A 25105-nucleotide genomic window follows, 5' to 3' on the forward strand; every position below is an offset into this window, starting at 1 on the left:
TTGTTTTGAATCCCAACTGCTGCGTTACCCCCGTTCCAACCTGGACATGAAGGCTTGTCTTGAATGTAAATATCAATAATGTTAGAGAACTCATAGATCACGATCATATGAGTAGCGTTCAGATCGGTACAAGAGAACATGGCCACCTCGTAGAAAGAAACTACCAAGGCTCTGTTTGGGAAAGTACCCAAAACCTCATAACCAATTTCATTGGCAGGATTTACTCCCGGGAAGATATCGTGAACCGGAGAGAAAATATTGGCCTCTCCAAGAGTTTCATTGGTGTTATTCGGAAGGTCTTCTGTAAAAGCCCAGCCGTTACCGGCATCTCCAGGATCTACATCAAAACGCAATACCCCGTTTGATCCTACCTGGAACTCTTGCTCCAAGTTTCCGAAGAAACAGAACTCAAAAGGCAGGGTATCTACCCCAGACCAGGTATCATCCGTAGAAATATCAATGGAATTTGCTAAGCCATCGAACGGGAAAGGCGGACTGTAAACAATCGGTGATACGGTATAATCGGTACTAAATGTTTCAAAGATCTCTTGAAAATCTGCAACCAAGGTGACACTACCACCAGAACCACAATCAAGGGTTACGTCTGGTCCTGCATCTACAAAGAGGTTTCCAGGGTCTGCACCCCCAAAGCCGATCAGCGCGGTGATGTCAATATTGTTGTTATTGGTACAGCCGGTTGCATCGGTAACTGTCAAGGTAACGGGATAAGCTCCGGAAGCTGCATAAGCGTGATTCACGGTTGTCCCAAAGGCAGTTGTACCGTCTCCAAAGTCCCATTCATAGGTGGCACCAGTACCGTCCATAGAGAAGGTTGCACTTCCGTTGAAGGTAATATTTTCACCAACCGCTGCATTGATAGTTCCATCTGGCGCCGCTGGAGGCGTTGAACTGTCAAATACCGCATTGATCACTTGGCAACAACTGATGTCTGCAACCCAACCTGGTGAATTGATCACAAAATCCGAGTTCCATTCCAAGGTCAAACATCCAGAGGCACCAGTCGCGGCGACAAATCCCGGGCCAGCCGTTCCAGAGAAATCTCCAATAACAGGAGATCCCGTATCTGGACCGTCATAAATGGTCAGTACGTCGACTCCAGCTTGGGTGCTGAAAAAGGTAAAATCGAGCTCAATTCCAATACCCGGAGTATCCGAACAAAGGGTCATGACTATGGTTTCGTTATTGCTGTAGGGAGCTGCCGGTCCTCCTGTATCATAAAGAGTTCCTGTACAAAGGAAGAAGGTACCGTCCTGAATGTTTATGTCCTGCGCCTGAACTGCCGTCCAGCCAATAAGCGCAAGAAGTAGTAAGGTAATTTTTTTCATAATTTTAATTTCTCCTTTCGGAAGATGAGCACCGCAGACCTACGCCTTAGGCTCTCATATCATAGCTAGTTGATGTTGTGTTTAGCGATCTGCCGCACTAGTTTGCGGTGCAATCACTATAAGATAATTGGTTCCGTCTACATGGATCACCTGAGTTTCCTTCTTATAAAATCCAAGGTGGTACTTAAATGGATTGAATGTTGCTGGATCAAACCCTGCATCGCGCATTAACGCCTTGTTGTAATGATTGAACAAGGGTATATCAGACAAACGTGTAAAATTAGCATTGGCCAATTTGTCCTTATCCGAAGTAATAAAAGAAATACGGTTTTCAAAGCACTCTTTCATGAATGCATATCTGCGGCTTTCCGGGCCAATAGTTTTTTGACCTTCACCAGTATAAACCTGTTGAACAAAACGGTCAAAATTTCCCGGATTTGGTTTGGTGGTCTGCGCAAATACCAGCGGCGCGCAGATCAAGGCGAACAGTAGGCTCACCCAACAAATTTTTCTAATTTTCATTGCAGGGAATATAAAGCGGGAAAATTAAGAAAATTTTATGACTTTGCTGCCTTAAGTTTACCGGTTTAAGCACAATTTTACGATAACTTTCCATCTAAAAACAGGGGTTTGAGTATCTTTGCAGTCTGAAATTAATGTTCGTGTTATGGATTTAGAAAAACAACTCAGAGACATCGAGGAACTAGGAAACAATCACGTGAGCACATCTACGGATACCCCTATGCGTCCTGATGCCTTTGACATGAGTGATAAGGAAAAAATACAAATCATTGAGGAACACTTCAAGATTATCATGGACACTTTAGGACTTGACTTGAAAGACGACAGCCTTCGCGGTACTCCATATCGCGTTGCAAAGATGTTCGTCAATGAAATATTCAGCGGATTGCACCCTGACAATAAACCCTCAGCCTCAACCTTTGAAAACAAATACAAATACGGTGAAATGTTGGTCGAAAAGAACATTGTGGTCTACTCTACATGTGAGCACCACTTTTTACCGATTGTAGGTCGTGCACACGTAGCCTATTTTTCTCAAGGTAAGGTTGTCGGCCTATCAAAGATGAATCGCATAGTAGATTATTACGCCAAGCGCCCTCAAGTGCAAGAGCGAATGACTATGCAAATTGTTAAGGAACTGCAAGAGGTTATGGGTGTAGAAGACGTAGCCTGTGTTATTGACGCCAAACACCTTTGTGTGAATTCGAGAGGAATTCGAGATATCGAATCCAGTACAGTAACCAGTGAGTTTGGAGGAAAATTCAAAGATCCGGCAGTACGCAAAGAATTCCTTGATTACATTAACTTAGACACCAAATTCGAATAGTTCCATATTTAGGAACAAAATTTAATCAACTGGCCACTCCATGATCCAGCAAGAACTACGCATTTACAACTCCTTGACTAAGGAAAAAGAAGTCTTCAACCCCATAACACCCGGCGCTGTTGGGATGTATGTCTGCGGACCTACTGTATACAGCAACGTGCACTTGGGGAATTGTCGAACCTTCTTGTCTTTTGATATGGTTTTCCGTTATCTGCGTCATTTGGGATATAAAGTGCGTTATGTGCGCAATATTACCGATGCTGGCCACTTGGAAAACGATGCCGACAGCGGGGAAGATCGCATCGCGAAAAAAGCGCGAATTGAGCAGTTGGAACCGATGGAAATCGTGCAACGATACACAGTCGATTTCCACCAGACTATGGCCAAGTTCAACGCTTTACCACCAAGCATTGAGCCTACCGCAACTGGACATATCATTGAACAACAAGAAATTGTACAAGAAATTCTGGACAAAGGATACGCCTACGAAAAAAATGGATCGGTTTATTTTGACGTGCAAAAGTTTAATGAGGACCAAGAGTACGGAAAACTCAGCGGGCGTAAACTGGAAGACATGATTGCGAATACTCGTGATCTAGACGGTCAATCTGAAAAGAAAAATCCACAAGATTTTGCCCTTTGGAAAAAAGCCGAGCCACAACATATCATGCGCTGGCCCTCTCCTTGGAGTGATGGCTTTCCGGGCTGGCACTTGGAATGTACAGCCATGAGCACCAAATATTTGGGCGATAAGTTTGATATTCACGGTGGTGGTATGGATTTGAAGTTTCCTCACCATGAGGCGGAAATAGCTCAGGCCGAAGCCTGCTGCGGTACTTCTCCCGTGAACTATTGGATGCATGCCAATATGCTTACGCTTAACGGGAAGAAGATGGCTAAATCCACAGGAAACAACATACTACCAGAAGAGCTCTTTTCTGGAAACAACAATATCCTGAGCAAGGCTTTTGCGCCTACCGTGGCTAAATTCTTTATGTATCAAGCGCATTACAGAAGCATTCTTGATTTCTCAAACGACGCGCTAGTCGCCTCAGAAAAAGGATACTTTCGTTTGATGGAAGCCTATGCAATGATTGATAGCTTGAAGCCTGGAAATACCTCTAACACTGATATCGCTGCTTGGCGCCAGTCTTGTTATGATGCCATGAATGACGACTTTAACAGTCCGATTTTAATTGCTCATTTGTTTGATGCTGCGAAGATCATCCATGCGGTTTCTGAAGGAAATCAGACTTTAACTGCAGCAGACATTGCCACCTTAAAGCAAAGCATGCACGACTTTATCTTTGATGTACTTGGTTTGGAAGCGGTTGGCAAAACAGCTGAGGATACCGATAAGTTGGATAAAACGGTCAGCTTGCTCATCGAACTTAGAAATCAGGCGCGCGCCAATAAAGACTTTGCAACCAGTGATGCGATTCGTGACCAATTGGCTGAAGCTGGAATTCAGCTAAAAGACAGTAAAGACGGAACGACCTATTCCTTAAAATAAATACTGTGGAGCTGCTCAAGCAAATACTGATCGCTCCTTTTTTACTGCTGATCAAGTTGTATCAATGGATCATTTCTCCATTGACTCCTGCCACTTGTCGATTTGAACCTACCTGTTCTCACTACGCAGTGGACGCTTTAAAAACCCATGGTTTATTCAAAGGAGGTTGGTTGGCCGCTAAAAGGATTGGTCGTTGTCACCCATGGGGTGGATCGGGCTACGACCCAGTTCCTCCCAAATGCTGTGCGAGTAAAACCTGTTCAGAAACACAAGAAAATTAAGAAGACCTTAAGGGCAGAGCCGCGTAGCTTTGTTATCTTTAAGGCGAAATAGACTACCACCATGCATTATTTAGGTTTTACCTGGAACCCATTGGAAGGGTTTGAAATCGGTTCATTCACGCTGAGATTCTACAGTTTATCTTATGTTTTAGCCTTTGTAGTAGGCTGGTATTTGATGAAGAAGATTTTCTTGAATGAAAGGGAGGATATTGAAAAGCTGGACAGTCTATTCATCTATATGGTTCTAGCAATTCTCTTTGGAGCACGTTTGGGCCATGTGATCTTTTACCAACCAGAACTCTTTAAACAAGACTTCTTCTCAGTGTTCTTACCCATAAGAACTACTCCAGAATTTGAATTTACAGGCTTTAAGGGACTTGCCAGCCACGGTGCAACTATTGGTGTGGTGATCGCGCTGATCCTTTACAATAAAAGAAAACTCCAAAAGAACGTGCTTTGGATCTTTGACCGTATAGCAGTTCCAGCTGCCATTGGGGCGGCCTTTGTGCGTCTCGGGAATTTTATGAATTCAGAGATCGTTGGGAAGATCAGCGGAGATTACGCCTTTGGGGTTAAATTGGTTCGTAACGACCTCAACCCTGGAGAGGTAATGTCCATTACTGGAAAGAAAGATGTGGGTGAGGCCTACAGCGCTATTGTGAACGATCCGCAATTTGCGGAGGTGTTGGCGGCTGTTCCTTACAGACACCCCACTCAAGTTTATGAAGCTTTGGGTTATGTGCTCACCTTCATTATCATGCTAGCCGTTTATTGGAAGACCGACAAGAAGTGGCGTCTGGGTTATATGTTTGGACTCTTCTTTGTGTTGCTTTGGTCTGTACGCTTCTTTGTAGAGTTTTTAAAGGAATCTCAGGGAGACGAATACTTAAGCACCTTTGGACTCAACACAGGACAGTTGTTGAGCATTCCTTTTGTGATCTTTGGTTTGTACTTGATGTTCCGCAAACCTACTATTTACACGCCTAAATCAGCTTAAAATGCGACGTATTATTTACTGCGGATTCACCCTTGCCCTACTATTGAGTAGTTGTAAGGATACTTCGGATGCAAACAAATCCGTGACCACAACAGAGATCTCCTTTACCAAAGAAGGTGATTTGACCATAGTAAAACCCGACAGCATTGGCAGCATACAAATAGACATTGAGGTTGCCGACAATGACTATGAACGTCAAACGGGTTTGATGTATCGCAACAGCATGGAAGAAAAGCAGGGCATGCTCTTCATTATGGATGAAGAACGGCAACAAGCCTTTTACATGAAAAACACACGCTTCCCTTTAGACATTATCTATGTGGGTAGCGATCAAAAAGTAGTGAGCATTCAAAAGAACGCACAACCGCTAAATACTAGCTCGCTGCCCTCTGGAGCGCCCGCCAAATATGTTTTGGAACTCAACGGAGGCCTCACTGACAAATGGAACATTAAGCCAGGAGATTCCCTCAGCTGGCAAATTCAATAAAACATAACGCATAAAAAAAAGCCACTCGAGTGAGTGGCTTTTTTAATTTATCTAAGCGGAACTTAAGCAGCTTGGTCTTCTGCCTCTTCCTCTTTTTTAGCATTCTTGTCCGTAAGGTCGATTCCGCGTTTTTTCACAGTATCGAACATTACTGGAGTTGCAATGAACATCGATGAATACGTACCTACTACCACACCTACAATCAAGGCGAAGATCAATCCACGGATCGATTCAGCTCCTAAGAAGAAGATCGAAAGAAGTACGATCAACGTAGTTAAGGATGTATTCAACGTACGACTCAAAGTACTGTTCAAGGCTCCGTTGATGATACGGTCCATCTTCCATGTAGAGTGCTCGTTAAAGTATTCACGAATACGGTCAAACACAACCACGGTATCGTTGAGCGAGTAACCGATCACCGTCAGGATCGCTGCAATGAACGATTGGTCAATCTCCATATTGAATGGCATGATCTTATAGGTGAGCGAGAATACTCCAAGTACAATAAGTACATCGTGGAATACCGCAACTACTGCACCCAAAGAGAACTGCCATCTTCTAAATCGCAATAAGATATATAGGAATACAACGATCAGCGATCCGAGTACCGCCAAGAAAGATCCTTGTTGGATATCATCCGCAATAGTTGGACTCACTTTGTTGGATTCCATCACCCCTACTTGCTTGTCTACTTTACCACTGCTACTAGAGAACTCAGCAAAGCTCAGATCTGCAGGAAGGTTTGACTTCAATCCGTTGTAAAGCAACTCTTCGATCTCACGGTCAACTTCCAAGCCTGTTTCTTCTACCTTGAACTTGGTAGTAATTTTAAGCTGGTTGTCGCTACCGTAAGTTTTAGCTTCCGCAGAACCGTATACATCAATAAGGTCTTTAGAAATTTCTTCTACATTTACATCCTTGTCAAAACGCACGATATAGGTACGTCCTCCCACAAAGTCAACCCCCATATTCAAAGAGTTGGTGAAAAGAGATCCTAAACTGATCGCGATCAAAATACCAGAGATGATATAAGCGATCTTGCGCTTTCCAAGGAAGTCAATATTTACATTCTTGAATAGGTTCTTGGTTGCAGGCGTTGAGAAGTTCAAGCTCTTACCGTTCTTAGTATACCAGTCAATCAACAAACGGGTGATGAAGATCGCAGTAAACAAAGAAGTCAAAATACCGATCAATAAGGTAGTGGCAAAACCTTTAATAGGTCCTGTTCCAAATACCAAAAGGATAATACCCGTTAGACCTGTAGTAATGTTCGCATCCAAGATGGAAGACAAGGCGTTGTTGAAACCGTCTTTAATGGCTAGTTTCTGAGCCTTACCTTTTTGCAATTCTTCACGGATACGCTCAAAGATAAGTACGTTCGCATCCACAGAAATACCAATGGTAAGTACAATACCTGCAATACCAGGCAGGGTCAATACCGCTCCAGGAATACCGGCTAAACATCCAAAGATGAACAAGATGTTTGCAATCAAAGCAACGTCGGCAAAAAGTCCAGCAAAGCCGTAGTAGAATACCATCCAGATCAAAACGAATAGCAAGGCAATTCCAAAGGAGATCATACCACTACTAATTGCTTCTTTACCAAGAGTTGGTCCTACAACCGCTCCTTGAATCATTTCTGCACGTGCAGGAAGTTTACCAGCTCTCAATACGTTCGCAAGGTCTTCCCCTTCTACAACAGTGAAGTCTCCAGTGATCTGTGTTCTACCTCCAGAGATAGCTCCGTTACTTACAGTTGGCGCAGAGTATACAACATCATCAAGAACAACAGCGATCTGGCTTTGATTCTTGTATGCCTCACCCGTCATTTTCTCCCAAGTTTGGGCTCCAACACCGTTCATCTGCATATCAACAGCAACCTTGTTGTACTGGTCATAAGTTTGAGCAGCATCAACAATCACACCTCCGCTAAGTGGTGCTTTTCCGTCAGAACCACGCTTAAGAGCGTAAAGAGAAACAAGCTCTTCTCCAGTAGTAGGATCTGCACTTGGGTTCCCCCAAACAAACTTCGTATAACGAATGCTCTGTGGCATTCTCGCTTGCACTTGAGGGTGATTCAAAATAGCGTTCACCGCCTCTACATTCTCTGGTTTAACACGCATAAGCGTTGCACCACCAGTGAATCCAAAGTTCTCAATAAGGTCATTTAATGGCGTAGTAGAAACAGAAGCAGTTTCTGTTCCGTCTACGTTGTCTCCCCCTAAAAGGTTAGATACATCCTCGTCAAGACCTGTAGTGTCTTGCGCAGTTTCTGTAGTCTCAGCAGCTTTTTTGTTGATGTTTGCCATCACAGCATTGGCATCGTTCAAATAAGCAGCAACGTTCTCGTACTTGTAAAGGTCCCAGAATTCCAAAAGTGCGGTACTGGTCAAAAGTTCTTTAGTACGCTCAATGTCCTTAGCACCTGGCAATTCTACCAAGATACGTGCAGACTGCCCAATACGCTGAATGTTTGGTTGAGTAACACCGAACTTATCAATACGCTTTCTAAGTACTTCAAAAGCAGAAACGATAGACTCATCGATCTTTTGACGCAAGATAGGCTTCACCTCATCGTTGGTCATGTCCAAGTCGATAAGATCGTCCAAGGTACGGTTAGCAAAGATCTTTGGGCTCGCCAATTGGTTGTCACCAGGAATAGCTTCAAAGGCCTCAAAGAAAGACTCCAAATAAGTGTCTTGGCTCTGTGCCTGTAGCGCGTCAGCATCATTCAATGCCTTTACAAAAGCAGGGTGCTCAGAATTGTCTGCCAATCCTTTAAGGATATCGCGAACAGAGATCTGTAGCGTTACGTTGATCCCCCCTTGAAGGTCAAGACCACGCTTTAATTCTTTTTCTTTAGCCGATTTGTAATCGATCCCGAATAGTACAGGTACATCGGCAACAGAATCCAAGTATTTAGTCTCCAAAGCTTCACGCCCTTCTGGGTCGGTCTCTGGCAACAAGGATTGTGCATAGGTTTTAGCGTCACCTTCAACCTTACCGGAAATGAAAGTGTAGGAAAGTTGGTAGATACTTACCAACCCGAACAGTATAGCGAATACCGTTATAAGTCCTTTGTTTTGCATGATTATTTTTTTTGAGTCGGATTTTAAACGCGCAAATATAAAGCTTAGCGTCTACCCCGACAATGAATATGATATATACTTTAGTAATAAAGATCGAGGTAGGATTCCTCGATAAAAACGAAGTCTGGAAACTGGATCAACGCTCCTAAAGTCAATCCAAAAATATTCCCTAGGCTAAGGGTCCCGCACGCACCTCTGGGAGTAAATATGCGTAACGTGATTTTAATTGGTCATTAGCAAAAGTGATCTGAACCTTGGTTGCATTAGGCAAAGCAGCCAGATCAATCTTTGCATCAATAAAGAAACCAGCACCAGTTGGAACCGTTAGATGCTCTTTCACTTGAACCTCAACAACGGGAGCACCTTCAATGTCAAGGTCTGTTCCGCTTTCATGTAGTTCATAAACGTCCAATTGATAGGCCGTCAGTTGGTCTTGGTCAGACGTCTGAGGCGCTTCTAAAGGCTGATGCAAGGCCAGACCTGCATCGATAAGTAGCTGTTGGATCTGTGTAACGCCCAGCTTGCTGGAATAGGTGATCTTAAGCTGACCGGCTTCTAGCTCTAAGATCTGAATGTCGGTCGCCCCTGCATTTTGAAGTTGTGTTTTAACCTCTGAAAGCGCGAGCTCTGCGTTGTCTTGATTGAATCCTTGCTCGGTAAATTGCAGTGCGATCTCTTGCTTAGAAAGCAAGTTACGATCCATTTGCACCCCTAGAGAAACTAGCAGGACAAAGAGCACTCCGTAAAACCATTTTGAATTCATGCGCCAAATATAAAGGATTCTAAGGGTTTTTAAAAGCCACTACCCTATTGAAAATCAAAGCGATTCCAAGTGGGTTTAAACCATAAAAAAAGCCACCCGAAGGCGGCTTTGAATATTTATATCGAAAAGCGATTATAGCTCTAGCAAACCGTTGGTTTTCTGTACACCAGCAGCACTTTCTTGCAAGTGTGCTTTCTCAGCATCAGAAAGGTCGATCTCTACGATCTTCTCAATTCCGTTTCTACCCAATACCACAGGCACTCCGATACATAGATCGTTCAATCCAAATTCTCCTTCTAACAAAGCAGAACATGGGAAGATCTTCTTTTGATCACAAGCAATTGCTTGTACCAAAGCGCTTACTGCAGCACCTGGCGCGTACCATGCAGAAGTTCCCAAAAGCTTGGTCAAAGTAGCTCCACCTACCTTAGTATCTTCTTTTACTTGGTCTAGACGTTCGTCTGAGATGAATTCGCTTACTGGAACAGAGTTACGAGTTGCCAATCGCGTTAGCGGCACCATTCCTTTATCACTGTGTCCTCCGATCACCATACCGTCTACGTCGCTAATTGGTGCTTCAAGAGCCTCAGCCAAACGGTACTTGAAACGAGCGCTGTCTAGTGCTCCTCCCATTCCGATGATGCGGTGCTTAGGCAATCCTGTTGTTTTGTGCGTCAAATACGTCATCGTGTCCATTGGGTTACTCACCACGATCATGATTGCATTTGGAGATTGCTCGATAAGTGCAGCAGATACTGACTTTACGATCCCAGCATTGATTCCGATTAATTCCTCACGAGTCATTCCTGGCTTACGAGGAATTCCTGAGGTGATCACTACGATATCACTGTTAGCCGTTTTGGAATAGTCATTAGTGGTTCCAACAATGCGTGTATCAAATCCGTTAAGAGAAGCCGTTTGCATCAAGTCCATGGCCTTTCCTTCTGCATATCCTTCTTTGATGTCTAACAGAACAACTTCTGATGCAAAATCCTTAATGGCGATGTACTCTGCGCAACTCGCTCCAACAGCTCCGGCGCCTACAACAGTAACTTTCATAGTATATGTGTTTTATTTGGTGTTAAATTTTGGGCAAAATTACGAAATAAAGCAGTTTGTAGCAGCACCTTAACCTAATATTAAAGCAAAACCCTGTTGGCAATCTGTCAACGGTTTAAAAGGGCGACAAAGCGCAATTGGTGTTAGTCATAAAAAAACACCGCACTGGGCGGTGTTCTTTTCTTTTATGAGAAGCCTTTTAATTAGGCATCGATATTAGCGTATACTGCGTTTTTCTCGATAAACTCACGACGCGGCGGAACCTCATCTCCCATCAGCATAGAGAAGATTCTGTCGGCCTCGGTTCCGTTGTCGATTGTTACTTGACGCAGGGTTCTGAACTCCGGATTCATAGTAGTGTCCCAAAGTTGCTCTGCGTTCATCTCTCCAAGACCCTTATAACGTTGGATCGTTGCTGAACCGCCAAAGCTCTCCACAATACCGTCGCGCTCTTTATCATCCCAAGCATAGGATTTCTTAGCACCTTTCTTCACCAAGTATAATGGTGGAGTGGCGATGTAGACGTGTCCGGCCTCAATCAGATCACGCATATAGCGGAAGAAGAAGGTCAAGATCAAAGTAGCAATGTGACTACCATCCACATCCGCATCACACATGATCACAATCTTGTGGTAACGCAGTTTCTCTAAGTTCAAAGCTTTACTGTCCTCCTCGGTCCCAATGGTTACCCCAAGTGCAGTAAAGATGTTGCGGATCTCCTCGTTTTCAAAAACCTTGTGTTGCATGGCTTTCTCCACATTCAAGATCTTACCACGAAGCGGCAAAATGGCTTGGAAGTTACGGTCGCGACCTTGTTTGGCCGTTCCACCCGCCGAATCTCCCTCCACAAGGAATACTTCGCATTTTTCTGGGTCCTGCTCAGAACAATCAGAGAGTTTTCCTGGTAGCCCTCCACCGCTCATCACAGTCTTACGCTGCACCATTTCACGAGCTTTACGCGCTGCATGGCGCGCCTGAGCCGCTAGGATCACCTTTTGAACGATAGTCTTGGCATCTTGAGGGTTTTCCTCCAAATAGTTCTCTAACATCTCAGAAACCGCCTGAGAAACCGCAGAGGTCACCTCACGGTTACCGAGTTTGGTTTTGGTCTGTCCTTCAAATTGTGGTTCTGAAACTTTTACAGAAACAATAGCAGTCAATCCTTCACGGAAATCATCCCCAGAAATATCAAACTTCAACTTATCCAACATCCCAGAAGCATCTGCGTACTTCTTAAGTGTTGTAGTAAGTCCACGTCTAAAACCAGAAAGGTGCGTACCCCCTTCATGGGTGTTGATATTGTTTACGTAAGAGTGCAGATTCTCACTGTAGGAAGTGTTGTAGATCATAGCCACCTCAACTGGCGTACCATTCTTCTCTCCTTCCATAGAGATCACGTCTGCAATGATCGGCTCACGCGTATCGTCCAGATACTTGATAAACTCTTTGAGCCCTTCTGTACTGTGGAAGGTCTCACTGATCTCATTCCCTTCTTCGTCTTTGTGACGACGATCGGTAATGGTAATGGTGATTCCTTTATTCAAGAAGGCCAGCTCGCGCAAACGGCTCGCTAGGGTATCGTAATTGTATTCCAGGACCTGAGTGAAGATAATCGGGTCTGGCTTAAAGGTTACTGTAGTTCCGCGCTGGTCTGTAGTTCCTGTGGATTTTACAGGATACAAGGTCTTTCCACGCTCGTATTCCTGTTCCCACACTTTCCCTTCACGGAAAACGGTAGCTTTTAGGTGCTCGGAAAGTGCGTTAACACAACTCACCCCAACCCCGTGAAGACCACCAGATACCTTGTAGGAGTCTTTGTCAAACTTACCTCCGGCTCCGATCTTGGTCATCACCACTTCTAGGGCAGAAACACCTTCTTTTTTATGTATATCGACCGGAATCCCCCGACCGTTATCCTGTACTGTAATGGAGTTGTCCTCATTGATCCAAACTCCAATGGTATCACAATGGCCTGCTAAAGCTTCATCGATCGAGTTATCGACCACCTCGTATACCAAATGATGCAGTCCGCGAACGCCCACATCTCCAATGTACATGGAGGGTCTTTTTCGAACGTGCTCCATGCCTTCAAGGGCCTGGATACTGTCTGCACCATACCCTTTTTTATTTTGCTCGTCACTCATAAAAGTTAGCTGATTTTTTGTGTGATTTTATAAGACTAACAAATATAACGAAAACCGCCGTAAAATATAGTATTTCGAGCGATTTTAACCCCTTAAGTTATTAACATAAAATTGTGAAAAAAAGACCCTCTTTTGAGTAGGGTAAATCCGTGTTTGGCAGCGTGCTAAATCTTAAAGAATCATAAAATGTTAAAAAGGCCAGTAAGTTTTGAATATTTTTGTGACTAACACTTAGTTAAGCAATCCAAAATATTAACATAAAACCAAAAATCATGAAACTAAAAACTATCCTTAAAGGCCTTGCTTTTAGCCTTTTATTCGTTGCCGCTGGGAACCTAAATGCACAAGACTTCAAAGGTCTTGACAAGTCTCCAATGGATGTAGCCTCTTATCCAGACAACTACCGCGACGCTAACAAGCTTGTGAAAGTACAATACAGCCGTCCACAGCTCAAAGGACGTAGTTTAGCTAAATTGGCTCCAAACGGAGAAGTTTGGCGTACAGGAGCTAACGAATGTGCGGAGATCACTTTTTACGTAGACATGACCCTTGACGGCAAAAAAATTCCTGCAGGAACTTACTCTTTGTTCACCATTCCTGGTGAGAACGAGTGGACCGTTATCATCAACAGCGATCTTAACGCATGGGGTGCTTATTTCTACAAGCAAGAGAACGACGTAGCTCGTGCTAATGTAGCAGCAACTATGGGCTCAGACAGCGTTGAGGAGTTCAGCATGCTATTCACAGAAGGTGAAGGCGGTGTGGATCTTCACATGGGCTGGGACAAAGTGCGCGTGACAGTTCCTTTCAAGAAGGGATAATTCCCCGATCCTATAAAAATAAAAACACCGCCTTGAGCGGTGTTTTTTTATACTGTTTAGGGAATGTTCAAATACTTGTGGGTCTGCAAGGAAACCTTCCATTTTGGATTGGCCATTACGTAATCCACAATCAGTGGCATCACCTTATCACGCACACTCCATTCAGGCTGCATGTATAAGATACATTGCTCCCCTACTTGAGCGGCTTGCTCCTCTGCAAACTGAAGGTCGTGCTTGTTGTAGATAATTACTTTTAGTTCGTCAGCCTCTTTATAGATTGGTTTGAGGGGAAGTTTTATTTTCTTCGGAGACAAACAGATCCAATCCCACTGCCCGGTCAATTCATAAGCCCCTGAAGTTTCAATATGCACCTTAGCGCCGCGTTCCTTTAGAGCTGACGTGAGCGGCTCCATGTTCCAAGTGAGCGGTTCACCACCTGTCACAACAACCGTGTCGCTGTGTTTTAGCGCTTCTGAGACGATATCTTGGGTCGGGGTAGGCGGATGTAGCTCCGCGTTCCAACTCTCCTTTACATCGCACCAATGGCAGCCAACATCACAGCCTCCAATGCGCACAAAATAGGCAGCTGTCCCCTTGTGAAAGCCCTCTCCCTGAATGGTATAAAAGGCTTCCATGAGCGGCAACTGTATGCCTAAGTCTACTTCTTTTTTTACTTGTGGATCCACAGGCGGCAAAGATATGCATTGCCCGGCAACTGACCTTATTTATTCGCTTTTAACTGCAATCACCTCGATCTCAATTTTAGCTCCTGCAGCCAAGGCTTCAGCAGCAAAGGTGGTCCGAGCTGGTTTTTGAGGCAGATAGGTGGTATAGATCGCATTAAAAGCTGCAAAGTCTTCAATATCGTCCAAGATGACCAAGGCTTTGACCACATTGCTCATATCCATTCCGTGATGATTCAGTACCGCTTTGATATTCTCTAAGGTCTGACGGGTCTCTGCTTCAATTCCACCTTCCACTAACTTACCTGCAGCGTGATCCCTCCCGATCTGCCCGGAGAGGTAAAAGATATTCCCTACTTGAACCGCATCACTAAAAGGTGTATTTTGCCTACTTTGAAGATGCGAAGCATGGAACTCCGATGCGGGTGATACAGCTGCATCTGGAGTATTTGGAGTATCAGGCGTTGGGTTTTCTTCTGAGGCGACTCGGCAGCTAAAAGCAGTCAAACTCAAAAGCGTTAAAAACGTTAAAGCATAGATCTTCATAGTGTATTTGCTATAGTATTGTATTAAGGTAGCAATAATTTCAGTAGCTAAAGGACAATTCCTATTTTTACCACAAAATCCATCAGCATGAGTCAGACTCAGGAATTCTTTGATCATATTAACGACGGCTATAAGTGCAAAGGTGATTTCATTACCCTAGGCGCTGGAATGCTCAATGACGAAACGGTAACTAATGCACTGATTAAAATTCCGCTTAAAACCATGAACCGTCATGGTTTGATTGCCGGAGCTACGGGAACGGGTAAGACAAAGACGCTGCAAATCGTGGCAGAAAATCTTTCCGCCCATGGTGTACCTGTGCTGTTGATGGACATGAAGGGTGACCTTTCTGGGATTGCGCAACCGAGTCCCGGGCACCCTAAGATTGACGAACGCCACGAGAAAATCGGCTTTCCTTTTGAAGCCAAGAAGTTTCCTGTGGAGATCCTTTCACTCTCTGAACAGGACGGAGTTCGATTACGAGCGACCGTAAGTGAGTTTGGACCGGTGCTCCTTTCGCGAATCCTAAACGTTTCAGAAACGCAGGCCGGGATCATCTCGATCATCTTTAAATATTGTGATGACAATAAATTACCGCTTTTAGACCTGAAGGATTTCAAGAAGATCTTGCAATATTCTACCAATGAAGGCAAAAAGGAATTCGCTGATGAATACGGACGTATTTCTCCAGCATCTACGGGAGCTATCCTAAGACGTGTGGTTGAATTGGAACAACAAGGCGGAGATCTGTTCTTTGGTGAGAAGTCATTTGATACGGACGATTTGCTGCGTGTGGATGAAAACGGAATGGGTTATATCAACGTAGTTCGCTTGACCGATATTCAAGACCGCCCAAAACTCTTCTCCACCTTTATGCTTTCCCTCTTGGCAGAGATCTATTCCACCTTTCCAGAACAAGGAGACAGTGGCCGACCAGAATTGGTGATCTTCATCGATGAGGCACACCTGATCTTTAAGGAAGCCAGTGATGCCCTTTTGGATCAGATTGAATCTATTGTAAAGTTAATCCGTTCTAAAGGAGTGGGACTGTATTTTGTAACGCAAAATCCAACGGACGTACCTGAAGCAGTTTTGAGCCAATTGGGTCTTAAGATCCAACACGCCTTGCGCGCCTTTACCGCTAAGGATCGCAAAGCCATCAAATTAACTGCTGAAAACTATCCGCTCTCGGACTATTACAAAACAGACGAGGTTTTGACGTCTTTAGGAATTGGAGAAGCTTTAGTAACTGCTTTGAATGAGAAAGGTATTCCGACGCCTTTAGCGGCTACTATGCTCAGAGCGCCTATGAGTCGTATGGATGTTTTGGAGGACGATGAGCTCAAAGAGTTGATCGATAACTCCAAACTCATTAAAAAATACAACGAGGAGATCGATCGCGAGAGCGCATACGAGATGCTCAACGAAAAAATTGAAGTGGCTGAACGCGAAGAAACCCGCGCCAAGGCTGAAAAGGAGAAAAAAGAAACCAGCAGATCCAGCAGCAGCAGACGCTCAAGCAGCCGTCGCTCAAGCAGACAGAATCCGGTGGTAAAAGTATTGACCAGCCCTACGGTGATCCGTTCGGTATTGGGAATTTTAGGAAAACTAATCAAGTAATTAAAAAGATAAACATGCGTAATTTTTGGCTCGCTGCTGCAGTGGTAGCGCTTACCTTAGTAAGTTGTAATACAGAAAAAGACCCCTTCTTGATTGACCAAGGTCAGATCGGAAACCTCAGCAAAACGATACAAGTAAAACAACTCGATTCGGTTTTTGCTTTGGACTCTGTAGTTAAAATTGCCGTTAATGAGGATCAAATTGTTGCCGGCGGTGATGTAGAGATCTACGACAAGGCCGGAAGCCTGCTGTTGGTTCTTACTCCGCATACTCCAAAAGCAGATACCAACACCATTCAAAACATTCGTATTGTGGATCCACGTTACAAGACTGCGAAAGGATTGAGTGCAGATGGAACCTACAAAACCATTAAGGACAATTACACCGTTTCTGACATCTACTCTACTTTGAGTTCTGTTGTAGTGAACCTCAATGAAACTGATGTTTATGTGGTGATTGACAAAGACCAGCTACCCGAAAGTCTGCGTTACACTTCCAACAAAATTGAGGCGACTCAGATTCCAGAAACAGCTAAGTTCAAATTCATGATGATGAATTGGGACAAAGAAGACAATAGCGCAGAGTAATGAGCGATTTGCGTCCCTTTCACCTCGCTATACCCGTACACAACCTGGATGCATGTCGCAGTTTTTACCGCGACGTGCTGGGTTGTAGAGAAGGCCGAAGCAGCGATCATTGGGTAGATTTTGATTTCTACGGACATCAATTGGTGATTCACTACAAGGAGAAATCCGCAGAAGACCTCCATACCAATGCCGTAGATGGCAAGGCGGTTCCCGTTCCACATTTTGGTGTTGTTTTAACCTTAGAAGACTTTGAAGCGCTTTCTGCTAGACTCCAAGCAGAAGCTATTGAATTTATCATTGAACCCTATGTTCGCTTTAAAGGTGAACCGGGAGAACAGGCTACAATGTTCTTTTTAGATCCCGCGGGAAATGCTTTAGAATTTAAAGCCTTCAAAGACCTTTCACAGCTTTTTGCAATAGATTAACGCCTCCAAAAACAGAGCGCGCGGGTATTTCTTTATATTTACTACAAAACCCGCTCTATGTTATCAGCAGAAGAAAAGCGCTTATACCGCAGTGAATTGTTCCGTCATTTAGACGGTATTGTTACTGCTCCTGTTGCCTATTCCCTATTCCAGAAAGGTGTTCTCACCCAACTTCTAGAACTCCAAAATACTACGCTTGATACCCTGAATGCTCAAGTTGGCGGTAATGAGGGTTATATGAACGTAGCACTGCGTGTTTTAGCCTCTCAAGGCTGGATATCCTATGCGCTCGATCCGGCAGATGAATCCATTAGTATAAAATGCAATGACCAAAGCGCTTATGCTTTTGAGGCCTTTTCACGTTATGCCGATGTGGTAGATTTTTTGCAAACTGCAGAAGAGTTTCATCCACGCAGTTTTGACTTAGAAACTATAGCCGCTTTAAACAGAATCTTTAAGCGCTATGAGAAGGGCGATTACGACGGTAACGGCAAAACGGCCTTAGAGCAAGAAATTGACCAGCAGATCAAATTGCATATAGAAGGACTTTTAGTGGGGCCTATTACCGTGATGCTGGGCATGGACGGAATGTTCCATAAATACTTTATGGAGGCTTCCTTTGGTGCAGACGAGTTCCATGAAGACCCAGAAAACTTCAGCAAGATCTTAGACTTTTTGACCCATATCGGTTGGTTTAGCAAACAAAATGGACATTATAAATTCACCAACAAAGGCCTGTTTTTTGCACGACGTTCTACCGCCTATGGGGTAACCGTTTCTTACCTCCCCACCTTTAGACGCATGGATGACCTTTTGTTTGGAAACGCTGCCTTACTCCGCAGTGATATGCCCAATACGCCAGAGATCCATGTAAATAGAGAAATGAACGTTTGGGGAAGCGGTGGCGCACACTCTGCTTATTTTAAAAAGATCGACGAGATCATCATTGAGCTTTTCAACAAACCCATTGCACAGCAACCCAAGGGAATCCTAGATATGGGATGCGGGAACGGTGCCTTTTTGATCCATCTTTTTGATGTGATTGAACAACGGACCCGCCGAGGGCAAATGTTGGAAGAATATCCGCTGTTCTTGGTCGGAGTGGATTTCAACAAAGCGGCTTTAAAAGTGACCCGAGCCAATTTGATCAAAGCAGACATTTGGGCTAAGGTCATTTGGGGTGATATTGCCGATCCCGAAACCCTAGAAAAAGACATTCAAGCCAGTTATGATATTGAGCTCGCAGATCTTTTGAACGTACGTACCTTTTTGGATCACAACAGACCCTGGTCGATCCCTAAACAGGAACCGGAGCATCAAAGCAGCAGTACTGGAGCCTATGCCCATCGGGGAGAGAAACTCAGCAATGCGGCTGTGGAACAGAACCTCTATGAGCATATGGCAGACTGGCTGCCTTATATAGAAAAGTTTGGGCTATTGGTGATTGAATTACACACCTTGGATCCGAAAATTACTGCAAAGAATATAGGAAAGCCCGCAGCCACGGCTTATGATGCCACCCACGGATTTTCCGATCAGTTTATTGTGGAACTCGATGTATTTACCAAGGTCATCGAGCGCTTAGGCTTACAAAGTGACCCGAAGTATTTCTCCAAATATCCGAATAATGAATTGGCAACAGTGAGCATTAATTACCTCACCAAAAATGGAAGCGATTAAGCTTTTCTAGCGCGTGCTAGCAAGGTATTTTGCAACAGCATCGCAATGGTCATAGGACCTACACCGCCAGGGACAGGAGTAATGTGTGAGGACTTGGCACTTACCCCATCAAACTCAACATCGCCTTTGATGACATAACCTTTTGGATGAGATTCATCAGGCACTCGGGTAATTCCCACATCGATCACCACAGCGCCTTCTTTGACCATATCGGCCTTTACAAACTCAGGCACACCCAAAGCAGAGATGACAATATCTGCGGATTTAATGTACTCTTCAATATTTTGGGTTCTGGAATGCGTTAGGGTAACTGTTGAATTCCCAGGGCTTCCTTTACGACTCATCAAGATACTCATTGGGCGACCTACAATATGACTGCGTCCAATAATTACAGTATGCTTTCCTTGAGTGTCCACCTCATTTCTGCGGAGCAATTCCATAATGCCAAAAGGAGTGGCTGGAATAAAACTCTCCATGTCCAAGGCCATGCGTCCAAAGTTGGTCGGGTGAAAACCGTCAACATCTTTGTCTGGGTCTACCGCCAATAGAACCTTCTCTTCATCAATATGCTTGGGCAATGGAAGCTGTACAATGAATCCGTCGATCTCATCATCATTGTTCAGGTTTTCAATGGTCTTTAAAAGAACCTCTTCTGTGGTCTCTTCATCCAAGCGAATCAAAGTAGATTCAAAACCTACGCGTTCACAAGCGCGAACCTTGCTACCTACATAGGTAAGCGAAGCTCCGTCGTTTCCTACTAAGACTGCTGCGAGGTGCGGTACTTTTTGGCCTTTGGCCTTTAGAGCATCTACCTGCTCTTTGATCTCATCTTTGATCTCGTTACTGCACTTGCGTCCGTCTAGTAGTATCATATGTTTAAAAGTATTATCGTTGTTTGCCCAACATTTGCATCATCTTACGACCGCCACCACCTTGCATCATCTTCATCATCTTACTCATCTGATTGAATTGCTTGAGCAGTTGGTTCACCTGCTGTACAGAAGTACCGGAACCTTTCCCGATGCGCTTTTTACGACTGGCGTTGATCAGTGCAGGATTGGAACGCTCTTCTGGAGTCATGGAGTGAATAATGGCCTCGATATGTTTGAATGCATCGTCATCAATATCCACATCCTTTAATGCCTTTCCTGCTCCAGGGATCATTCCAATGAGGTCTTTCATATTCCCCATTTTCTTTACCTGCTGGATCTGCTTTAAGAAATCGTCAAAACCAAATTGGTTCTTAGCGATCTTCTTTTGGAGTTTACGGGCCTCTTCTTCGTCAAACTGCTCTTGAGCGCGTTCCACTAAAGACACTACGTCTCCCATCCCCAGGATACGATCAGCCATACGTGAAGGATAGAAGACATCAATGGCCTCCATCTTCTCTCCCGTACCGATGAATTTGATCGGTTTGTTGACCACACTCTTAATAGAGATGGCCGCACCACCACGAGTATCACCATCTAATTTGGTGAGGATCACCCCGTCAAAATTCAAACGATCGTTAAAGGCTTTTGCTGTATTTACAGCATCTTGACCGGTCATGGAATCCACCACAAAAAGGGTTTCTTCTGGCTTGATCGCTGCGTGTACATTGGCGATCTCGGTCATCATTTCTTCATCCACTGCCAAACGACCTGCGGTATCCACAATAACCACATTGTGACCGTTGGATTTGGCGTGTGCAATGGCCGCTGTTGCAATAGACACTGGGTCATTGTTGCCGCGGTCTGAATATACCTCTACCCCGATCTGATCTCCTACAACGTGAAGCTGATCAATTGCCGCCGGACGATAAACGTCACAGGCAACCAATAAAGGTTTTTTAGATTTTTTGGTCTTTAAGAAGTTGGCGAGTTTTCCAGAGAAGGTCGTTTTACCACTACCCTGCAATCCAGACATTAAAATCACAGAAGGGTTTCCGCTCAAATTAACTCCGGCAGCGTCGCCACCCATGAGCTCTGTAAGCTCATCTTTCACCAATTTGACCATCAACTGGCCCGGTTGAAGAGTAGTCAATACATTCAGACCCAAGGCCTTCTCTTTCACCGTATTGGTAAAGTCCTTGGCGATCTTGTAGTTGACATCCGCATCTAAAAGCGCTCGGCGTACTTCCTTTAAGGTTTCGGCCACGTTTACTTCTGTAATTTGACCGTGCCCTTTGAGCACGTGTAAGGCTTTATCTAACTTATCACTTAAATTATCAAACATTGCTAAAATTGGTAAAGGGCAAAGGTACATTTTTGCCTGAAGTTGGACAAGCCTCTTAAACGCAAAAAGACGACCGCAGAGGGTCGTCTTTTCGTTTGGCTGATTCTTAAAAAATCATTCACATAACGAGGCCAAAATGGTGATCTCCACCAACTCGAACTCCACATCAGTCGGGTCTGTAATCCGTACGTAGATCGTTTGGGCATTTTCAATATTGGTATATCCGTCTTGGGGCAAGGCATTTACATTGGCTTCTGCATCTGCCTCAGTTTCAAAATAGTCAAAGCTATAGCCTTCTTCTAAGGGCTTTTCTGTGATCAAGCCGATGCAGCGGCTGTAATTCTCAAATTCAAAATTAGCGGTGAACGGCGGTAGCGGATCGTCATCATCTGAAACACATTCCTCAAAGAATAAGGTGGTACAGTAGATCTCTGGTTCACAGATCTTATTCAGATCATAAGTAAGTTCATCGCGCATGATCTGCAGGGTATTCTCGCCGTAAAAGGTCACGATCCAATCTTTGTTCCAATTCTCCTCAATAGGATCATTAACTCCGTCAAGATTGATATTCATATGGAGCTGATTCGCAATGAAATAAAAGATCCAGGCTCCCGGAGAACCTAATCCCGCGTCGTAGAACACTACACCTCCGCTCGGGGTGACTTCAAAAACACTGAATTCGTATTGATCGGGTTCATTGCCATCCACAGCTCTCACTTCCCATCCACATTGCTTAAAGGCCTCAGCAACACCACCGAGCACTTCTTGTTGAATTTCGGTTATACACCCTTGAATGCTCTGGGCTAACTCATCGGCAGAATTGATCTCAAAGAGGGTTCCATCTTCTAAGGTCGCTTGAATCGGAAAACTGATCCCTACGGAATGCTCCTCTGGAATATTCAATAGGAATTGCCAAAACTGAAGATCATTACCTACACGAGTAGCCGAAACATATTCGTCCTCTTCATCGAAAACATAAACGACAAAAGAATAAATAAAGTCAATACAGGTGACACTAGTTTGAGCAGATTCATCTTCAGTGATCTGCGCTAAAAATTGGAACAATTCTGAAGATTCCTCAATAAGATCGCCTTGAGCTACAGGATCAATATTGAGTGGTTCGTTTACACAGCTTAAGGTCGCTGCGGCGAAGAGAAAAAGAAAAAAGTGCTTCATAACTAGGTTTTATCTCTAGTACAGTAAACACTAAAAGGTTGCTTCAAAAAGCACATAAAAAAACCGCCCCTGCCTGTAGAAGTGTGGCAGAGACGGCTTTCATCAACTAACTAAACAATTAAAATATGAACAGTTACAGCTCTGGCAAGATCACTCTATTAATAGCGTGAACTACACCGTTCGCTGCCTGCACATTCGTTACGATGATGTTAATAACACGACCGTTCAAATCTGTAATAGTCGCGTTAGAAGCATCGATCTCAATATCTGCCCCTAGGGTACCAACTGAACCACTTACAAGGTCTTCTGCGCGTACATTGGCCCCTGCGATCACGTGTGTGTTCAAGGTAGCAGTCAATGTAGCACCGTCAATATCATCTAAGCTTGAAGCTCCTAGTTCTGTCAAAAGATCACCGAAGGCGTCGTTTGTTGGAGCGAATACAGTAAATGGAGCAGGCTCTGCACCGTTTCCTGTAGAAAGAACACTTACAAAGTCTGGCTGATCATCTCTGGTCAAAGCGGCAACTAGTGTTCCGAAAGTAGCGTCTGCAGTAGCGAAAGTTACTACAGTTGGCAATCCGATTACAGCGTCAACAACGTGAGCTACACCATTAGTAGCAGTCACGTCAGGAATGATCACTGAAGATTGTCCGTTAAGAGTTACGCCACTGTCTGTGTTGATGTAGATGCTCAAGTTGGCATCAGTATCTCCAAAAGTAGCTAGTGTGTTTCCGTAAGAAGTAGTAAGATCAGCAGCAAATAATGAACCGCTAATTGCGTGGTTCAATACTACTTGAGTCAATACTTCAACAGGAACCTCATCAATATTGTTGAATCCAGCAGCGTCTAAGAAAGCTGCGAAAGAATCGTTTGTTGGAGCGAATACGGTAAAGTCAGCGCTTGGGTCGGCAAGAACAGCATCCAATCCTGTAATTTTCAAAGCAGCAAACAAGCTGGTCAATGCTGGGTTAGTGTACGCCAATCCCGTTAATGTTGGTGCAGCACCGTCAGCGATAGCCATTGGCAACAACACTTTATCCACAGCGTGGATCACTCCGTTTCCTGTTTGTACATCAACAGCAATAATGTTAGACGGTACTCCGGTAGCATCGATCACCTGAGCTCCAGCGTCAAGGCTGATCTCAAAAGTTGATCCTTCAAATGTAGTTGGGGTCTGTCCGTCTTCTAAGTCACCTGAACGTACATTGGCAGAAGCCAATACGTGGTAATTTAAGATTGTACGTAGCGCGCTTTGAGGTACATCGTCCAAAGAAGCAAACCCTAAAGCATTTAATAGGTCTACGAAAGCTTCATTTGTTGGAGCGAATACTGTGAAAGGTGCACTGGTTGATCCTGATAGCAATGCTACATAATCTAAATCTGTGTCAGAAGCAGCGATCAAAGCATCAACTAAAATTGAAAAGTCAGGGTTGGCTATGGCTTGTGTGGTCACGTTAGCTACTCCGATAACTGCATCAACAGCGTGAATCACTCCGTTAGAAGCAGCGATGTCTGCAGTAGTTACGTTAGAAACACCATTTACATTAACACCAGATGCGGTGTTGATGAAAAGGCTCAAATTAGCTCCAGAGGTAGCTTCTGTTGCTAATGAAGATACATAACCAGTAATAAGATCTGAAGACTCATTAGTTCCCGCTACTACGTGGTTTAAAAGAATGTTAGTCAAAACATCTACTGGCACATCGCCTAAAGCTGCAAATCCTTGAGCATTTAAGAAAGCTTCAAAAGCAGCGTTGTTTGGTGCGAATACGGTGAACTCACCTGCACTCAATGTTTCTGTTAGACCTGCAGCCTCAAGCGCAGCCTCTAAGGAAGAATAGTCGTCGTTGTTGGCAACAAACTCGGCGATACTCACGTCAGTTCCCGGGTCGATCGGGTTAGAGTTGTCGTCGTCGTTGTTACACGCAAATAGCGTTACTGTCAGTAACGCGATTAGTGAAATTTTGAATACGTTTTTCATGTGATTTTTTTTGGTGTAATACATTTGTCTATACAACAACAGCACAACACAAAGTACTACCAAAAAAACCGAAATTAATAGAACTTTAACATTTTGTTTAACTTTTTAAATCAAAGATTAAACAATTAAAATTCTGAATATCAATATGTTACATCATAAATTATGGAAAATCGCGAATTATTCGCAAAAATTGAGGTTGGTGTTGATGATGGATTTTAGATCCTCATCTGAATCGATTTGAAGGGTTTCACCTTCAAAGATGGTTACCTGGACAGGATATTGGATTTGAGCGATCATGTCCTCATCTAATAGATCCACAATACCGTTAAAGGTAGCGCGGTCGTG

At 44.1% G+C, this 25105-nt stretch carries 22 protein-coding genes; 10 read left to right on the top strand and 12 right to left on the bottom strand.

What is annotated here, in order from left to right:
* Together HRT75_RS09270 and HRT75_RS09275 are read right to left on the bottom strand one after the other, a co-directional pair.
* Window positions 1-1346 (bottom strand): PKD domain-containing protein (locus tag HRT75_RS09270; RefSeq protein WP_291185594.1); only part of this gene is annotated, 1346 nt, incomplete at its 3' end.
* 81 nt (window positions 1347-1427) lie between these two features.
* A complete protein-coding gene (locus HRT75_RS09275) occupies window positions 1428-1844 on the bottom strand; it encodes a hypothetical protein (RefSeq protein WP_291185597.1) in 417 nt (138 codons plus the stop codon).
* Between the two features lie 169 nt (window positions 1845-2013).
* On the opposite strand from HRT75_RS09275, the gene folE reads away from it, so the two are divergent.
* The 5 genes from folE (at window position 2014) to HRT75_RS09300 (ending at window position 5972) form a co-directional block, all read left to right on the top strand.
* Window positions 2014-2694, top strand: coding sequence for a GTP cyclohydrolase I FolE (gene folE / locus HRT75_RS09280; protein ID WP_291185600.1), 681 nt, complete (start codon window positions 2014-2016; stop codon window positions 2692-2694).
* A gap of 40 nt (window positions 2695-2734) precedes the next feature.
* A complete protein-coding gene (gene cysS / locus HRT75_RS09285) occupies window positions 2735-4207 on the top strand; it encodes a cysteine--tRNA ligase (protein WP_291185603.1) in 1473 nt (490 codons plus the stop codon).
* An 11-nt stretch (window positions 4208-4218) separates the two neighbouring features.
* Window positions 4219-4488, top strand: coding sequence for a membrane protein insertion efficiency factor YidD (yidD, locus tag HRT75_RS09290; protein ID WP_291185646.1), 270 nt, complete (start codon window positions 4219-4221; stop codon window positions 4486-4488).
* 61 nt (window positions 4489-4549) lie between these two features.
* Window positions 4550-5485 (top strand): prolipoprotein diacylglyceryl transferase, encoded by a 936-nt coding sequence (gene lgt / locus HRT75_RS09295; RefSeq protein ID WP_291185606.1) that lies wholly within the window; start codon window positions 4550-4552, stop codon window positions 5483-5485.
* Window position 5486: 1 nt separating this feature from the next.
* Window positions 5487-5972: a DUF192 domain-containing protein gene (locus HRT75_RS09300; RefSeq protein ID WP_291185608.1), complete on the top strand. Its 486-nt coding sequence runs from the start codon at window positions 5487-5489 to the stop codon at window positions 5970-5972.
* A 62-nt stretch (window positions 5973-6034) separates the two neighbouring features.
* Here HRT75_RS09300 and secDF read toward each other — a convergent pair whose 3' ends face one another.
* The 4 genes from secDF to gyrB all read right to left on the bottom strand — a co-directional run bounded on the left by secDF (window position 6035) and on the right by gyrB (window position 13027).
* Window positions 6035-9061 carry a protein translocase subunit SecDF gene (gene secDF, locus HRT75_RS09305; protein ID WP_291185611.1) on the bottom strand — a complete coding sequence of 1009 codons (3027 nt, stop codon included), beginning with the start codon at window positions 9059-9061 and terminating at the stop codon, window positions 6035-6037.
* 169 nt (window positions 9062-9230) lie between these two features.
* A complete protein-coding gene (locus HRT75_RS09310) occupies window positions 9231-9824 on the bottom strand; it encodes a hypothetical protein (protein ID WP_291185614.1) in 594 nt (197 codons plus the stop codon).
* A gap of 132 nt (window positions 9825-9956) precedes the next feature.
* Window positions 9957-10883 carry a malate dehydrogenase gene (gene mdh / locus HRT75_RS09315; protein ID WP_291185617.1) on the bottom strand — a complete coding sequence of 309 codons (927 nt, stop codon included), beginning with the start codon at window positions 10881-10883 and terminating at the stop codon, window positions 9957-9959.
* A 203-nt stretch (window positions 10884-11086) separates the two neighbouring features.
* Window positions 11087-13027 carry a DNA topoisomerase (ATP-hydrolyzing) subunit B gene (gyrB, locus tag HRT75_RS09320; protein ID WP_272831822.1) on the bottom strand — a complete coding sequence of 647 codons (1941 nt, stop codon included), beginning with the start codon at window positions 13025-13027 and terminating at the stop codon, window positions 11087-11089.
* A gap of 272 nt (window positions 13028-13299) precedes the next feature.
* Here gyrB and HRT75_RS09325 point away from each other — a divergent pair, with 272 nt between their 5' ends.
* Window positions 13300-13848, top strand: coding sequence for a DUF2911 domain-containing protein (locus HRT75_RS09325; protein ID WP_291185622.1), 549 nt, complete (start codon window positions 13300-13302; stop codon window positions 13846-13848).
* A gap of 56 nt (window positions 13849-13904) precedes the next feature.
* On the opposite strand, the gene HRT75_RS09330 is transcribed toward HRT75_RS09325, so the two are convergent.
* Both HRT75_RS09330 and HRT75_RS09335 read right to left on the bottom strand, forming a co-directional pair.
* The gene (locus HRT75_RS09330; protein ID WP_291185648.1) at window positions 13905-14483 is read right to left on the bottom strand and encodes a 7-carboxy-7-deazaguanine synthase QueE; all 579 of its coding nucleotides are present in this window, start codon (window positions 14481-14483) and stop codon (window positions 13905-13907) included.
* A 90-nt stretch (window positions 14484-14573) separates the two neighbouring features.
* Complete coding sequence (locus tag HRT75_RS09335; protein ID WP_291185625.1) at window positions 14574-15077, bottom strand: Rid family detoxifying hydrolase; 504 nt, start codon at window positions 15075-15077, stop codon at window positions 14574-14576.
* Window positions 15078-15164: 87 nt separating this feature from the next.
* On the opposite strand from HRT75_RS09335, the gene HRT75_RS09340 reads away from it, so the two are divergent.
* From HRT75_RS09340 to HRT75_RS09355, 4 genes are read left to right on the top strand one after another with little or no spacing between them, the layout of a single operon-like run.
* The gene (locus tag HRT75_RS09340; RefSeq protein WP_291185627.1) at window positions 15165-16697 is read left to right on the top strand and encodes a helicase HerA-like domain-containing protein; all 1533 of its coding nucleotides are present in this window, start codon (window positions 15165-15167) and stop codon (window positions 16695-16697) included.
* 14 nt (window positions 16698-16711) lie between these two features.
* Window positions 16712-17284 (top strand): hypothetical protein, encoded by a 573-nt coding sequence (locus HRT75_RS09345; RefSeq protein WP_291185630.1) that lies wholly within the window; start codon window positions 16712-16714, stop codon window positions 17282-17284.
* Window positions 17284-17709: a VOC family protein gene (locus HRT75_RS09350; protein WP_291185633.1), complete on the top strand. Its 426-nt coding sequence runs from the start codon at window positions 17284-17286 to the stop codon at window positions 17707-17709. The genes HRT75_RS09345 and HRT75_RS09350 overlap by 1 nt, the downstream gene beginning before the upstream one ends.
* Window positions 17710-17766: 57 nt before the next feature.
* Window positions 17767-19389 carry a class I SAM-dependent methyltransferase gene (locus tag HRT75_RS09355; protein WP_291185635.1) on the top strand — a complete coding sequence of 541 codons (1623 nt, stop codon included), beginning with the start codon at window positions 17767-17769 and terminating at the stop codon, window positions 19387-19389.
* Here HRT75_RS09355 and HRT75_RS09360 read toward each other — a convergent pair.
* The 4 genes from HRT75_RS09360 to HRT75_RS09375 all read right to left on the bottom strand — a co-directional run bounded on the left by HRT75_RS09360 (window position 19386) and on the right by HRT75_RS09375 (window position 24760).
* A complete protein-coding gene (locus tag HRT75_RS09360; protein WP_291185638.1) occupies window positions 19386-20261 on the bottom strand; it encodes a bifunctional 5,10-methylenetetrahydrofolate dehydrogenase/5,10-methenyltetrahydrofolate cyclohydrolase in 876 nt (291 codons plus the stop codon). The genes HRT75_RS09355 and HRT75_RS09360 overlap by 4 nt on opposite strands.
* Window positions 20262-20274: 13 nt before the next feature.
* A complete protein-coding gene (gene ffh, locus HRT75_RS09365; RefSeq protein ID WP_291185641.1) occupies window positions 20275-21603 on the bottom strand; it encodes a signal recognition particle protein in 1329 nt (442 codons plus the stop codon).
* 114 nt (window positions 21604-21717) lie between these two features.
* Complete coding sequence (locus tag HRT75_RS09370) at window positions 21718-22779, bottom strand: hypothetical protein (RefSeq protein ID WP_291185642.1); 1062 nt, start codon at window positions 22777-22779, stop codon at window positions 21718-21720.
* Between the two features lie 133 nt (window positions 22780-22912).
* Window positions 22913-24760 (bottom strand): fasciclin domain-containing protein, encoded by a 1848-nt coding sequence (locus HRT75_RS09375; RefSeq protein ID WP_291185644.1) that lies wholly within the window; start codon window positions 24758-24760, stop codon window positions 22913-22915.
* Window positions 24761-25105 lie beyond the last annotated feature (345 nt).

Source organism: Gilvibacter sp. (genome assembly GCF_013214815.1).
Classification (GTDB): Bacteria; Bacteroidota; Bacteroidia; order Flavobacteriales; family Flavobacteriaceae; genus Gilvibacter.